At 67.3% G+C, this 13,210-nt stretch carries 12 protein-coding genes; 5 read left to right on the plus strand and 7 right to left on the minus strand.

What is annotated here, in order from left to right; all coding sequences use genetic code 11:
• Positions 1-111: 111 nt before the first annotated feature.
• Complete coding sequence (locus ACCD06_RS24235) at positions 112-1,089, plus strand: quinone oxidoreductase family protein (protein WP_199232035.1); 978 nt, start codon at positions 112-114, stop codon at positions 1,087-1,089.
• Positions 1,090-1,108: 19 nt separating this feature from the next.
• On the opposite strand, the gene ACCD06_RS24240 is transcribed toward ACCD06_RS24235, so the two are convergent.
• Positions 1,109-1,585, minus strand: coding sequence for a GNAT family N-acetyltransferase (locus tag ACCD06_RS24240; protein ID WP_109156690.1), 477 nt, complete (start codon positions 1,583-1,585; stop codon positions 1,109-1,111).
• A 31-nt stretch (positions 1,586-1,616) separates the two neighbouring features.
• Positions 1,617-2,762, minus strand: a complete 1,146-nt coding sequence (locus tag ACCD06_RS24245; RefSeq protein ID WP_109156689.1) for a PQQ-dependent sugar dehydrogenase — start codon at positions 2,760-2,762, stop codon at positions 1,617-1,619.
• Positions 2,763-2,984: 222 nt separating this feature from the next.
• On the opposite strand from ACCD06_RS24245, the gene ACCD06_RS24250 reads away from it, so the two are divergent.
• A complete protein-coding gene (locus tag ACCD06_RS24250) occupies positions 2,985-4,016 on the plus strand; it encodes a sensor histidine kinase (RefSeq protein WP_158282075.1) in 1,032 nt (343 codons plus the stop codon).
• A gap of 77 nt (positions 4,017-4,093) precedes the next feature.
• On the opposite strand, the gene groL is transcribed toward ACCD06_RS24250, so the two are convergent.
• Positions 4,094-5,719 carry a chaperonin GroEL gene (gene groL / locus ACCD06_RS24255; protein WP_109156687.1) on the minus strand — a complete coding sequence of 542 codons (1,626 nt, stop codon included), beginning with the start codon at positions 5,717-5,719 and terminating at the stop codon, positions 4,094-4,096.
• An 18-nt stretch (positions 5,720-5,737) separates the two neighbouring features.
• On the minus strand, positions 5,738-6,055 hold the full coding sequence (gene groES, locus ACCD06_RS24260; protein WP_109154222.1) for a co-chaperone GroES: 318 nt from the start codon (positions 6,053-6,055) through the stop codon (positions 5,738-5,740).
• A gap of 487 nt (positions 6,056-6,542) precedes the next feature.
• Between groES and ACCD06_RS24265 the strand changes: the two genes are divergently transcribed.
• From ACCD06_RS24265 to ACCD06_RS24275, 3 genes are all read left to right on the plus strand, one after another.
• Complete coding sequence (locus ACCD06_RS24265; protein ID WP_109156686.1) at positions 6,543-6,821, plus strand: hypothetical protein; 279 nt, start codon at positions 6,543-6,545, stop codon at positions 6,819-6,821.
• Positions 6,818-7,201 carry a type II toxin-antitoxin system HicB family antitoxin gene (locus tag ACCD06_RS24270; protein WP_109156685.1) on the plus strand — a complete coding sequence of 128 codons (384 nt, stop codon included), beginning with the start codon at positions 6,818-6,820 and terminating at the stop codon, positions 7,199-7,201. The genes ACCD06_RS24265 and ACCD06_RS24270 overlap by 4 nt, the downstream gene beginning before the upstream one ends.
• A gap of 132 nt (positions 7,202-7,333) precedes the next feature.
• The gene (locus ACCD06_RS24275; RefSeq protein ID WP_109156684.1) at positions 7,334-8,410 is read left to right on the plus strand and encodes an NAD(P)-dependent alcohol dehydrogenase; all 1,077 of its coding nucleotides are present in this window, start codon (positions 7,334-7,336) and stop codon (positions 8,408-8,410) included.
• A 25-nt stretch (positions 8,411-8,435) separates the two neighbouring features.
• Here ACCD06_RS24275 and ACCD06_RS24280 read toward each other — a convergent pair whose 3' ends face one another.
• From ACCD06_RS24280 to ACCD06_RS24290, 3 genes are all read right to left on the minus strand, one after another.
• Entirely contained in the window at positions 8,436-9,560 is a 1,125-nt protein-coding gene (locus ACCD06_RS24280; RefSeq protein WP_413344117.1) for a hypothetical protein, read from the minus strand.
• Positions 9,561-9,660: 100 nt separating this feature from the next.
• A complete protein-coding gene (locus tag ACCD06_RS24285; protein ID WP_413344119.1) occupies positions 9,661-11,106 on the minus strand; it encodes a hypothetical protein in 1,446 nt (481 codons plus the stop codon).
• A 623-nt stretch (positions 11,107-11,729) separates the two neighbouring features.
• A complete protein-coding gene (locus tag ACCD06_RS24290; protein ID WP_247871430.1) occupies positions 11,730-12,998 on the minus strand; it encodes an ABC transporter substrate-binding protein in 1,269 nt (422 codons plus the stop codon).
• Between the last annotated feature and the right edge of the window lie 212 nt (positions 12,999-13,210).

Below are 13,210 nucleotides of genomic sequence, written 5' to 3' on the forward strand. Positions count from 1 at the left end.
CACCAGTTCTGCGTAAAAACACCCGGCTTGTGAGCAATCTTGCCGAATGTCCGCGTACTGCGCCACAGATTAACCTCCGCTCCATCGCAACGATTGACGGAGACAGCCGCGATGATCCGCTCCATTCAGATGACCGCGCCGGGTGGCGCCGAGGTGCTGAAGCACGCCCTTATCGACCTGCCGGCGCCGGGCGCCGGGGAAATCCGCCTGCGCCATGAGGCCGCCGGGGTCAATTTCGTCGACATCTACCATCGCACCGGCCTGTACCCGCTGCCATGCTATCCCGCCACGCTCGGCGTCGAAGGCGCAGGCGTGGTGGAGGCGGTCGGGCCGGGCGTGGAGGGGCTCGCCGTCGGCGACCGCGTCGCCTGGGCCGGTCTGCCGGCCGGCGGCTATGCCGAGGCGCGCCTGCTCGCCGCCGACCGCGCCGTACGCCTGCCCGACGGTGTCGAGCCGGTCACTGCCGCCTCGCTGATGCTGCGCGGGATCACCGTGCATATGCTGCTGAACCGGGTCTGCCCGGTGGGTCCCGGCAGTACGATCCTGGTGCACGCCGCCGCCGGCGGGCTGGGCCTGCTGCTGACCCAATGGGCGAAGAGCCTGGGCGCCACCGTCATCGGCACCGTCGGCAGCGCCGCCAAGGCGGAGACCGCCCGCGCCCACGGGCTCGACCACGCCATCCTTTACCAGGAGGAGGACTTCGTCGCCGCGGTGCGCGACCTGACCGGCGGGCGCGGAGCCGACGTCGCGGTGGACGGCATCGGCGGCGACACGCTGCGCCGGACCTTCGACGCGGTGCGGCTGTTCGGCACGGTGGCCAGCGTCGGTCAGGCCGGCGGCCCGGTTTCGCCGATCGAGCTGTCCGAACTTGGGCCGCGCCGTTCGCTTTGCCTCGCCCGGCCCAGCGTGTTCGGCTACATGTCCGACCTCGCCGCCTACCGCGTCGCCGCCGAGGAGGTGCTGTCGCGTGTCGCCAATGGCCTGAGTGCCGGCCCGGTGACCTGCCTGCCGTTGGACGCCGCCGCCGAGGCCCATCGCGCGCTGGAAGGGCGCGGCACCAGCGGCGCCCTGGTGCTGATGCCCAACTGACGCCGGCCTGACGCGCCGCCTATCGCGGCGCCAGCCACTTCTCCATCGCATAGTTGTGGATCGGCACGTCGCCGATCCGCAGCTCGCGGCGCTCCAGCAGGGTGAAGCCGCGGCGCAGGAAGAAGGGGCGGGCCGCCTCGCTCGCTTCCACATGCAGGCGGGGATGGCCGAGCGCCCGGGCGCGCGCCTCCAGCATGTCGACCAGCGCCGACATCACGCCGCGGCCGGCGGCTTCCGGCGCGCAATAGAGGAAGTTGATGTGGCCGTCGGATTCGACGTCGCTGAAGGCCACCGGCCGGTCGGCCTCGTCCACCGCGACCAGGGCGACGCGGCCGTCGCCATAGGCCTCCCGCACCCGCTCCACCGTCGGCGCCTGCGCGGCCCAGGCCTCCACCTGCTCGGGGCTGTAGAATCGCCAGCCGATGCCGCGGACGGAGCGGGCATAGATCTCCGCCAGAACCGGGGCGTCCGACGGTCGGTAGTCTCTGATCCTCATCTGCCCCTTCTTTCGGCCCATCTTCAGGCGGTCACTTCGCCGGCGCCAGCCTCAGAACCACGCCGTCGGCGGCATCGGTGATGACATAGAGGGCGTCGTCCGGTCCCTGTGCCACATCGCGGATGCGCGCGTCGAGCGGAATGCGCTCCACTTCCTTCGCGCTGCTTCCGTCGATGGCGACGCGCACCAGTCCCCTGGCGCTCAGGCCGCCGAGCAAAGCGCTGCCCTGCCAGTCGCGGAACAGCCCGCCGGTGTAGAAAACCATGCCTGAGGGCGAGATCACCGGCGTCCAATGGATCGCCGCATCGGCGAAGTCCTTGCGGGTCGGCGGATCGGGGATGTCGCGGCCGTCGTAATGCTTGCCCCAGCTGACCACCGGCCAGCCGTAATTCCTGCCGGCTTCCGGCCGGTTCAACTCGTCGCCGCCCAGCGGTCCCATCTCGCCGATCCATAGCGAGCCGCTGCGCGGGTCGATGGCCGCCGCCTCGATGTTGCGGTGGCCGTAGGACCAGATGGCGCCGGCCGTCTTGCCCTCGCCGGCGAAGGGGTTGTCCTTCGGCAGCGAGCCGTCGCGGTTCAGCCGGACCACCTTGCCCAGCGTGTTGTCGCGCTTCTGCGCCGGGTCGAACTTGTAGCGTTCGCCCAGCGTCAGGAAGAGGTGGCCGTCGGGGGCGAAGGCGATACGGGTGCCGAAATGGTTGCCGCCGTCCACCTTGGGCGACTGGCGGAAGATGACCTGGAAGTCCTCGATTCCGCTTTCGCCCAGCGTGCCGCGTCCCAGCGCCGTCCCGGCGGTTCCGTTCTCGCCCGGCTCGGCATAGGCGAGATAGACGGTGCGGTTGCGGGCAAAATCCGGATCGGCCGCCACGTCCATCAGCCCGCCCTGGCCCTGGGCGAAGACCTTCGGCGTGCCGGCCAGCGGCGGGGACAGAGAGCCGTCGCGCGCCATGATCCTCAGCCGCCCCGGCTTCTCCGTAACCAGCGCCCGGCCATCCGGCAGGAAATCGATGCCCCAGGGCCGTTCCAGCCCGTCGGCGAAGCGGCTGACCTCCACCGGCCCGGCACTGGTCGGAACGGTCTTGACCGCCTGCGCCAGGGCAGGGCCGGTGGCGAAAAGACCGGCGGCAACAAGGGCGGCAACAGGGCTTGGGGCCGACAGGGTCAGGGTGCTGCGCATCACGATCCTCCGGTTTCAATTGGTTGGCCTTGTAGGTGGGGGTGCCGCACCGGCGGCCAAGGCCGGCCACTCCGAAAGACTTCGATGCCGCCACCGCGAAAAGGGGCATCGACGAAATTCGTCACAACATTGTGCGCATACCCCGGTCATCCGAATCCGGATCCCGGCTGTTATCCCGTCGGTTGTGTCGTGGGTTGCGCTGCGGGGAGCAAGGCACGGGGTATGGACAGCATCTTGCGCCGGCTGAGTTCCAGCTTGCCGCACGCGGCCTGGGCACGATATGGGATCACGCTGCTGCTGGTGGGGCTGACGGCACTGCTGCGCTACGCGCTGGACCCGCTGCTGTTCAAATACCCGTTCCTGGTCTTCATCCCGACCATCTTCGTCATCTCGCTGCTGTTCGACCGCGGGTCGGGCTATCTGTCCGTGGCCCTGTCCGGGCTGTGTTCGGCCTGGTTCTTCATGAAGCCGGAATGGCAGCTGTGGATCGCCGAACCGGGCGACCGGCTGGCCTTCCTCATCTATATGGCGCTGGGCTTCGGGATCGCCGCCGGGGCTCACGCCCTGCGCCGGGCGAACGAGCAGCTGCGTCTGTCCTGGGACCAGCTGTCCGCCGCCAATGCGGAAAAGGACCTGATGCTGCACGAGATCCATCACCGGATCCGCAACGACCTGCAGCAGATCTGCGCCCAGCTGACACTCGCGGCCCACAAGTCGGGGACCGGGCAGGACATCGTCAACGGCACCATCGAGCGGATCGGCGTGCTGTCCCGCGTCTATGTCCGCCTGCGCCGGGTGGAGGGCGTCAACATCGTCGGTTCCAGGGACTTCCTGGAAAGCCTGGTGGAGGACATCCAGCTCGGCGTCGTCGGGGTCCGGCCGGTTGCGGTCAGCGCGGAGGTGGACGACGTCGACCTCGACATGGGCGTCGCCGTGGCGGTCGGCACCGTCGCCAACGAGCTGATCACCAACGCGCTGAAATACGCCTTCCCCGACGGCCGATCCGGCCGCATCGACCTGTCCTTCCGCAAGGAGGAGACGGAGTGCGTGCTGCGCGTCTGCGACGACGGCGTGGGCATCCTGTCCGACCGGCCGCAGGGAACCGGGCTGGGCGGCCGGATCATGCGGCAGCTTGCCATGCAGCTGCGCGGCAGCCTCGACCTCGAGCCCCGGCCGGAGCAGGGACTGAAGGTCACCCTGCGCTTTCCCTGCTGCCGGGAGGCATTGCCGGACGACAGGCCCGCCGCCTCATGAAAAGAGGGGTCGCGCCACCATGGGCGCGACCCCGTCCAGGGAACATCCAGACTGCAGGCGATGTGCGGCCGTCCGGATCAGAAGTCCATGTCGGCGCCGGGGGCGGGCATGGCGGGCTTCTTCTCCGGCAGTTGGGCGACCATCGCCTCGGTGGTGATCAGCAGGCCGGCGACGGAGGCCGCATCCTGCAGCGCGGTGCGCACCACCTTGGCCGGGTCGATGATGCCGGCCTTCACCAGATCGCACCACTCGCCCTTGGCCGCGTCATAGCCGACGCCGTAGTCCTTGCTGTCGGTCAGCTTGCCGACGATGATCGAGCCGTCGACGCCGGCGTTTGTGGCGATCTGGCGCACCGGGGCGGTCAGCGCCCGGCGCACGATCTCCACGCCGACGCGCTGGTCGTCGTTGGCCGGCTTGACGCTCTCCAGCACCGCGACCGCACGGGCCAACGCCACGCCGCCGCCCGGCAGGATGCCTTCCTCCACCGCCGCGCGGGTGGCGTGCATGGCATCGTCGACGCGGTCCTTGCGCTCCTTCACCTCCACCTCGGTGGCGCCGCCGACGCGGATCACCGCGACGCCGCCGGCCAGCTTGGCCAGCCGCTCCTGCAGCTTCTCGCGGTCGTAGTCGGAGGTCGTCTCCTCGATCTGCTGGCGGATCTGGCCGCAGCGGGCCTTGATGTCGTCCTTCGACCCGACGCCGTTGACGATGGTGGTGTTGTCCTTGGTGATGACCACCTTGCCGGCGCGGCCCAGCATGTCGATGGTGACGCCGTCCAGCTTGATGCCAACCTCCTCGCTGATCACCTGACCGCCGGTGAGGATGGCGATGTCCTCCAGCATGGCCTTGCGGCGGTCGCCGAAGCCGGGGGCCTTCACCGCCGCGACCTTCAGGCCGCCGCGCAGGCGGTTGACCACTAGGGTCGCCAAGGCCTCGCCCTCGACCTCCTCGGCGATGATCAGCAGCGGCTTGCCCGACTGCACGACCTTCTCCAGCACCGGGATGATGGCCTGGATGCCGGACAGCTTCTTGTCGTGGATCAGGATGTACGGGTCATCCAGCTCCACCTGCATCTTGTCGGCGTTGGTGACGAAGTAGGGCGAAGTATAGCCGCGGTCGAACTGCATGCCCTCGACCACGTCCAGCTCGGTCTCCAGGCTCTTGGCCTCCTCGACGGTGATGACGCCCTCGTTGCCGACCTTCTCCATCGCGCGGGCCAGCATGTCGCCGATCTCACGGTCGCCGTTGGCGGAGATGGTGCCGACCTGGGCGATCTCCTCGTTGGTGGTCACCTTCTTGGAGCGGGCCTTCAGCTCGGTCACCACGGCGTCGACTGCCATGTCGATGCCACGCTTCAGGTCCATCGGATTGATGCCGGCGGCGACCGACTTGGCGCCCTCGCGAACGATGGCCTGGGCCAGCACGGTGGCGGTGGTGGTGCCGTCGCCGGCCAGATCGGCGGTCTTCGACGCAACCTCGCGCAGCATCTGCGCGCCCATATTCTCGAACTTGTCGGCCAGCTCGATTTCCTTGGCGACCGACACGCCGTCCTTGGTGATGCGCGGGGCGCCGAACGACTTCTCAATCACCACGTTGCGGCCCTTCGGGCCCAGCGTGACCTTCACGGCGTCGGCCAGGATGTCCACGCCGCGCAGCATCTTGTCGCGGGCGGTGGAGCCGAACTTCACGTCCTTCGCAGCCATGGTCCTGTTCCTCCCCTATCACGCGGCCTTCTTGGCGGGTTCGGCGGCAGCCTCGATCACGCCGAGGATGTCGCTCTCCTTCATGATCAGGAGATCCTCGCCGTCGATCTTCACCTCGGTGCCGGACCATTTGCCGAACAGCACGCGGTCGCCGGGCTTCACGTCGAGGGCGATCAGCTTGCCGGCCTCGTCCCGCGCGCCCGCACCGACGGCGATGACCTCGCCCTCCTGCGGCTTTTCCTTGGCGGTGTCGGGGATGATGATGCCACCCTTCGTCCTGGTGTCGGATTCGACGCGGCGGACCAGAACGCGGTCGTGAAGCGGTTTGAACTTCATGGTGTGACACTCCTTGAGCGTAAGCGAATGTCTGTCTTTCCCAAGCACGCCCGAATGGGCCGCGCTTTCGGTTGGGAAATTTACTCAGGCTGTTTTGGTCGTCAAGGGGATTTTTGAAGGAAAAATCAGCGTATTTTTGTTTTTTCTTAGACAACGGCAAGTGTCCGTGGCCGCTGTTGCAGGCACGGGTCGATATATCTGTTCGGCTGTTCTTGAGGTCTTGCCGGCCGGGAGTGGCCGTCGTCTCAGGCGGGCGCCGATTCCGGCTGGACCGGGTGGGGTGGGGCGCGCAAGAGTCTTGTCGTCGGCATCGCACACATCCTCCGCAGAGCAACATGCAGGACACGGTCTTCGGGTAAGCCGGGACCCTGTTGGGTAAGGCAACCCGGCGCGGGCAAAATTTAGCCAGGCCCGGGCGAGCGTCAAGATGGGGCGGCGAGACCGTCGGCAGCTTGTTCGTCAGTACCGCCCGTGATACTATCCGTTCATGACTCAGACGGACAAGATCCTCGCCCGCATGAAGAACAATCCGCGGGATTGGCGGATCGAGGATCTTGAGGCTGTCGCCCGCGCACAAGGTGTGAATATCCGCAAACCCTCCGGCAGCCACGTCATTTTCGACTATGCCGGTGTTGTCGAGGCGCCATCCGTTCCCGCTCATCGCCCGATCAAGGCGGTCTATGTCAAAGCCTTCCTCTCCTTCATCGAAGCCGTCCGAGAACGGCAGGCGACGGAGCGGCGTGAAGCACAGGAGAATGACCGATGAAACTCGACTATCCTTTCACCATCCGGCCCCTCAGCGAAGAGGATGGCGGCGGATACCTGATCGAATTTCCGGATCTTCCCGGCTGCATGTCCGACGGTGACTCCATCGAAGAGGCGCTTGCCAACGGTGCCGACGCCATGCACGGCTGGATCGAGGCGATGCGTGCCGCAGGGCGGGAGATCCCGCCGCCGTCGGTCGCCGATGACGGGGCCTTCAGCGGCAAGTGGCAGCAGAGGGTGCCGAAATCGCTGCATCGGCGGCTCACCGAACGGGCCGGGCGTGAGGGCGTCAGCCTGAACACCCTGGTCGTCTCGCTCCTCTCGGAAGGGTTGGGGCGTCGTGACAGCGCGGGCCCCGACGCCAAAGCTCCCTCCATTTAATCTGCATCAACGCGAGGCCCTCCCCGCCATGCCAGACTGGACGGCGTGAAGCACAACGCCGGCCGCGGGCCGTTTGCGATGTTTGCGCGACGCAGCTCCGGGACCGGCGGCCACCATCCAGGGGAGGACGCCATGGTCATGATGAAAGCGGCGGTGTTCGTCGAACCGGGCCGCATCGTGCTGGACGACAAGCCGGTCCCCGACGTCGGACCGCTCGACGCGCTGATCCGCATCACCACGACGACGATCTGCGGCACCGACATCCACATCCTGAAGGGCGAATATCCGGTCAATCGCGGCCTGACCATCGGCCATGAGCCGGTCGGCATCATCGAAAAGCTGGGCTCCGCCGTCACCGGCTACCAGGAAGGGCAGCGGGTGATCGCCGGGGCCATCACCCCCAGCGGCCACAGCAACGCCTGCCTGTGCGGCTGCCATTCCCAGGACGGCGCCGGCACCAGGCATGGCTGGAAGCCGCTGGGCGGCTGGCGCTTCGGCAACAGCATCGACGGTGCCCAGGCCGAATATCTGCTGGTGCCCGACGCGATGACCAACCTCGCCCCCGTCCCCGACGGGCTGACGGACGAGGAGGTGCTGATGTGCCCCGACATCATGTCCACCGGCTTCGCCGGGGCGGAGCGCGGCAACATCCGCATCGGCGACACGGTGGCGGTGTTCGCGCAGGGCCCCATCGGCCTCTGTGCCACCGCCGGGGCCAAGCTGAAGGGTGCCACCACCATCATCGGCGTCGACACCGTGCCGGCGCGGCTGGAGATGGCGCGGCGCATGGGGGCCGACCATGTGGTGGATTTTCGCAGTGTCGATCCGGTGGAGGAGATCATGCGCCTTACCGACGGCCGCGGCGTCGATGTCGCCATCGAGGCGCTGGGCACCCAGGCGACGTTCGAGGCGGCCTTGCGCGTCCTGCGGCCCGGCGGCACGCTGTCCAGCCTCGGCGTCTATTCCGGCGACCTGCGCCTGCCGCTGGGGCCGTTCGCGGCAGGGCTGGGCGACCACACCATCGTCACTTCGCTCTGCCCCGGCGGCAAGGAGCGGATGCGCCGGCTGCTTGGCGTCGTCGCCTCCGGCCGCGTCGACCTGAAGCCGCTGGTCACCCACCGCTTCACGTTGGACCAGATAGAGGCGGCCTATGAGTTGTTCGGCCACCAGCGCGACGGCGTGCTGAAAGTGGCGATCACGCCGAACTGATCGCCGTCGCGACGCCGGCTTCCCCCTACGTGCGCCCTCCTATGCCTCGTTTGTAGACGATCAGGAAGGCCACGGCGCACAGGAAGGGGAGCCCGGCGTCGCGCAGGTCGTTGTTGAGGTGGAGCATGGCGGCATAGAGACCGATGCCGGTCACCGCGATCGTCGGCAGCAGGGCGTCGGCGATGCCCAGGATGCCGCGGCCGTCCAGCCAGGCTCCCACCGCCAGGGTCGCGCGGACCAGCGCGATCAGGATGAGGAAGGCGATGCCGGCAAGCAGGACATATTCCAGGGTGATTGCCGCCGGCAGATAGACGGCGGGTACCGATCCGGCGAGGACCGGAGACAGCGCGCCATGCGCCGACCTCACCGCGGCGACGGCGAAGTAATGCAGCGCGGTCGCCAGCAGCAGATTGCCGGACAGCAGGTCCACGGTCCGCCAGGACAGGAAGCCCGGCCAGCGAACGCGGTCGAGGGCGAGGAACGCCAGCGCGGTCGCACTGCCGAACAGCAGCGCATAATCGGGCGACAGCGGCCATTTCGACAGTCTGTGCCCGAGGATCAGGATGTCGAACAGCGCCACCGACAACCCCAGCAGGGCGATGACCGCGGTGCGGGAGGACTGCCGGTGATGGGCGAACATCCGCCCGGCGACGACGAAGAGGATCCAGGGAAACACCGGAAACCAGCCCGGAAACGGCGACGCGAACAGGTCGTAGACGTAGGGGAGCGGAAGGACGACCCAGGCGCCGCACAGCGCAAGAAGGAAAAGGGCGATGAACACCCGGTTGGCGGCGCCGACACTGGCGTGGATGTCGAACAGAAGCCGGGCGGCGAAGAGAAACATGAAGAAGTCGCTGGTGAACGGATTCTTCTCCTGGTACAGGCCGTGGATGGCCGCCAGGATGAACAGCTTCAGATGGCCTTCGATCCGCCGGGCCAGCGGCTTTCTCAGGAAATGATCGAGCGTCATTCCGAAGGCGAAGAAGAACATCACCGGCGCCAGTTCGAATACGAACTGCAGGACGTTGACGAAGTGGTCGGCGTCCTTGATCGTGCGGCCCCAATGGGCCGCCACCATGAAGACAAGGGCGGTGACGCGGATGACGTCCAGGCTTCTGTCCCTGGCCGGCTGCGGGGTCGGCATCAGCATAGGGTCACTCCCAGGCAAGGGCGGAGCCGTGGTCCGGCCTGTCGTGGCGAGGGTTTCGATCGTGCTGGCTGGAATCCGGTGCTCGCTCATGGCCGGCCCCTCATGATCGGTGCGCCCGGGCCATGCGCAGGCGTCCCGGCAGCGACGCCGCCCATGCGGCGACCGCCGCCCTCTCCCCGCGGCCAAGCATCCAGACCATGAAGAGGGTCGCCCCCGCATAGAGCGGCAGGGCGGTCAGCGTCTTGGTGTAGAAGGGATCGAATCCGTCTTCGTAGCGCCAGAAGGGGACGACCGCGAAGGGGGCCAGGGCCGCGACGCCGAAGATCCAGCGCGAGAACCACCAGGACGGCACCAGCGCGGCCAGCGCCAGCGGCCACAGCATGAACCAGGGCCACAGGTGGGTCGACAGGCCGAACACCACCGCCGCCATCACCGCGGTGGCGGCCTTCCAGGCATTCTCCGAGGTCGGCCGCCGGTACAGCGCGGCCAGCGTCCACAGGGCGAAGCCGGCGAAGGCTCCGCGTACCAGCCAGCGCAAGGGGGCCATGTCGATGCCCAGCATCCGTTCCGCCACCCGGACGACGTCCGCCGGCTGCAGCCACTGCCATCCGGACATGCCGCGCACGGCGTCGAAGAAGGCGGGCGAGCGGTAGAAGAGGAACAGGACGGCCAGGAAGAAGGCGGCGGCCGGGATTCCGCGCAGCAGGTAGGCGGTGAGCCTGTCCTTGAAATCCAGCTTCCTGGATTTGCCGAACCTGTAGAGCAGGTCGACGGAGACCAAGGCGGCGCTGGTGTATTTGCAGGCGGCCGAGGCCGCCAGAGCCAGCGGGCCGGCGCGGTCGCCGGCGGAAAGGCGCATCAGCCACAACAGCATCAGGACGACCATCGCCATGTCGTTGTGCGCCTCGCCGGCCGAATAGATGTGGCCGATGGGCAGCCAGCCGAAGGCGACGAGCCCGGTGGCGGCGGTCGCCTCGTCATGGCTGCGGCCGATCTTCCGGATGATGGCGAGCCCGCCGATCCAGGCCCCCGCCAGCAGCAGCTTGAACAGAAGCGCGGTCACCCAGACGTTCCCGCCGCTGAGCGCCATGACGCCGGCCGAGACCACCGCCCACAGCGGGCCGTAGGTCATCATTGCCGGCACCTCGTCGAACGGGAAGGCGGCGGCCTGCTCCGGCGTGAAGGGGACATAATAGGGGTTCTGTCCCCGAACGACTTCCTCGCCCCACAGCGCGGAAAACCAGATGTCCTGCGTCATCACCGGAAACGAGAGGATGCTGACGGCGGTGAAGACGACCGGCCACAGGAACAGCCGGTCCGTCACCGCCTTCGGAACCGGCCCGTCGGCGTCGGACAGCCAGCGGAACAGCCATGCGGCCAAGGCGACCGGAAGGGCGAGCGGCAGGCAATAGGCCAGGAAATACAGGCCGTCATGGGTGAAGACGTTGCCGGCGGTCAGCGCGTGGGCCAACTGGAGGGCCAGCGGGATGGGCAGATCGGCGATGGAGGCCGCCAAGCGGTCGAAGAACGCCGCCTGATTGGGCAAGCCGACTTCCCCATAATGGGTATTCGACGCGGCGAGGAAATAGCTCAACACCGAGAGCGACAAAAGGCACAGGGTTGTCGTCAGTCCAAGACGGTCAAGGATCTTGATTGATCCGTTGCCGAATCCGCCGGGTAAACTGGTGTCCGCAGGCAGTGTTTGTTTTTGGAACGGCATCCGCATTTCGCCCACCAATGATGTTCCCGACGGAAAGGCCGGTGAACACGTTAGCGGAAGTCGGCGGAACCGATAAATTTCTAAAGAGATTCTAGAGAGATTGCTCCGGCGCTAATGCCCGCATTGCCTGTCGGACGGCGGCCATTCGCCTTGCGTGCGCGCCGGTTTCCTTCGCTTCCGCACGATCGGGGTAAGTGGGCCGCAAGCCGCCGGCAAATGTCCGGCCTGTCGGACCCATCCGGTTCCCATCGGAGATCACCGGAATGGCTGTCGGGTTGCCGCGGCGAACTTTCGGCTGCCCGGCGCCATCCTGTTTCACCACCGGAACCGCGGGGCTCCCGCAATTCGCGGGGCGAAAGAAGAAAGCCCCTCTCCCATGGTGGAAGGGGGGCTTCAAGGTCACGCGCAACACCAGAGAAGGAGAGACGACACCAAAGAAAAACGGAGACTTACTTCGCCAGATCGACCGCCTCGGCCAGACGCTTCACCGCGTCCTGCGAGGACATGGTGGAGTTGAAGTGGGCGGTGACGACGTCCAGGAAGGCACCGCGCACGGCGCCGGGCACCGCCATTTCATGCGCCATCGACGGCACGGCGCTGTTGTTGTCGATGGCGGCCTTCAGATCATCCATCGACTTCACCGCGCATTCGTCGAAGCTGTCGCGCGCCATGTCCTGGCGGGCGGGGATCGAGCCCTTCAGCACGTTGAAGGTCTCCTGGAACTTCTTGCCCAGGATCAGCTTGGCCAGCAGCTTCTGGCCGGCGGCGCGGTCGGGGTCGGCCGAGCTGAACATGACGAAGCTGTCGGAATTGACGATGTAGCCCGACTTGCCCGGCACATGGGCGCAGACGAAGTCCTTGCCCGGCACCTTGCCGGCGGCGGTCAGCTCGCCCTTTTCCCAGTCGCCCATGATCTGCATGGCCGCCTGTCCGTTCATCAGCAGGCCGGCGGCGAGGTTCCATTCGCGGCCGGGGAAGCCGTCGTCGACATAGCCGCGCAGCTTGCGCATCTGGTCGAACACCTTGACCATCGTGTCGCTGGTCAGCGACTTCTCGTCCAGCTCCACCAGGGCCTTGCGGTAGAAGTCGGGACCGCCGAGGCCGAGGACGACATCCTCGAACAGCGCGCCTTCCTGCCAGGGTTGGCCGCCATGGGCGAGCGGGATGATGCCGGCGGCCTTCAGCTTCTCGGCGGCGGCGTTGAACTCGTCCCAGGTCTTGGGGATCTCGACGCCGGCCTTCTTCATCGCCTGCGGGTTCACCCACATCCAGTTGACGCGGTGGATGTTCACCGGAACGGCGTAATAATGGCCCTTGTAGGTCACCACGTCGCGAATCTGCGGCGGCAGGATGGCGTCCCAATTCTCCGCCTTGGCGACATCGTCCAGCGTTGCCAGCTTGCCCTGCGCCGCCCAGTCCTTGATGTTCGGGCCCTTCAGCTGCACCGCGTTCGGCGGATCGCCGGCCAGCACGCGGGAGCGCAGCACGGTGCTGGCCGCGTCGCCGCCGCCGCCGGCCACCGGCGCGTCGATCCACTTGCCGCCCGCCGCTTCGAAGTCCTGGCGCAGCGCGCCCGCCGCCTTCGATTCGCCGCCGGAGGTCCAGTAATGCAGCACCTCCACCTTCGGCTCGGCCCGGGCCGGAGCGGCCAGCAGGGCGCCGGCCATCACGGTCGCGATCGCGGTCATGCCGAGGATCGATGTGCTGAGAGACGGCATCTTGGACATTTCCCCCTGTTCCCTTCTTCGTTCGGTATTCCGGCTGGCCGTTCGGCCGCTGGAGGAACTCTATCCCGCACGCAATTCGGCGCCCGGATTATTTGGTAACAACGCCTTTTCACGGCGCCGCCGCTGTTACGCAACCGTTACAAACCGGCCCTGGCGGCGCACTGTACCCGGACCGGCCGGGGAGGCTACACTCGGCGCCAACA

Source organism: Azospirillum sp. CT11-132, assembly GCF_047302835.1.
Taxonomy (GTDB): Bacteria; Pseudomonadota; Alphaproteobacteria; order Azospirillales; family Azospirillaceae; genus Azospirillum.

Bases quoted from the DNA above. Each gene is read 5' to 3' on its own strand.
- ACCD06_RS24235 (WP_199232035.1), top strand. From the start codon at position 112: ATGATCCGCTCCATTCAGATGACCGCGCCGGGTGGCGCCGAGGTGCTG.
- ACCD06_RS24240 (WP_109156690.1), bottom strand. From the start codon at position 1,585: ATGAGGATCAGAGACTACCGACCGTCGGACGCCCCGGTTCTGGCGGAG.
- ACCD06_RS24245 (WP_109156689.1), bottom strand. From the start codon at position 2,762: ATGCGCAGCACCCTGACCCTGTCGGCCCCAAGCCCTGTTGCCGCCCTT.
- ACCD06_RS24250 (WP_158282075.1), top strand. From the start codon at position 2,985: ATGGACAGCATCTTGCGCCGGCTGAGTTCCAGCTTGCCGCACGCGGCC.
- groL (WP_109156687.1), bottom strand. From the start codon at position 5,719: ATGGCTGCGAAGGACGTGAAGTTCGGCTCCACCGCCCGCGACAAGATG.
- groES (WP_109154222.1), bottom strand. From the start codon at position 6,055: ATGAAGTTCAAACCGCTTCACGACCGCGTTCTGGTCCGCCGCGTCGAA.
- ACCD06_RS24265 (WP_109156686.1), top strand. From the start codon at position 6,543: ATGACTCAGACGGACAAGATCCTCGCCCGCATGAAGAACAATCCGCGG.
- ACCD06_RS24270 (WP_109156685.1), top strand. From the start codon at position 6,818: ATGAAACTCGACTATCCTTTCACCATCCGGCCCCTCAGCGAAGAGGAT.
- ACCD06_RS24275 (WP_109156684.1), top strand. From the start codon at position 7,334: ATGGTCATGATGAAAGCGGCGGTGTTCGTCGAACCGGGCCGCATCGTG.
- ACCD06_RS24280 (WP_413344117.1), bottom strand. From the start codon at position 9,560: ATGCTGATGCCGACCCCGCAGCCGGCCAGGGACAGAAGCCTGGACGTC.
- ACCD06_RS24290 (WP_247871430.1), bottom strand. From the start codon at position 12,998: ATGCCGTCTCTCAGCACATCGATCCTCGGCATGACCGCGATCGCGACC.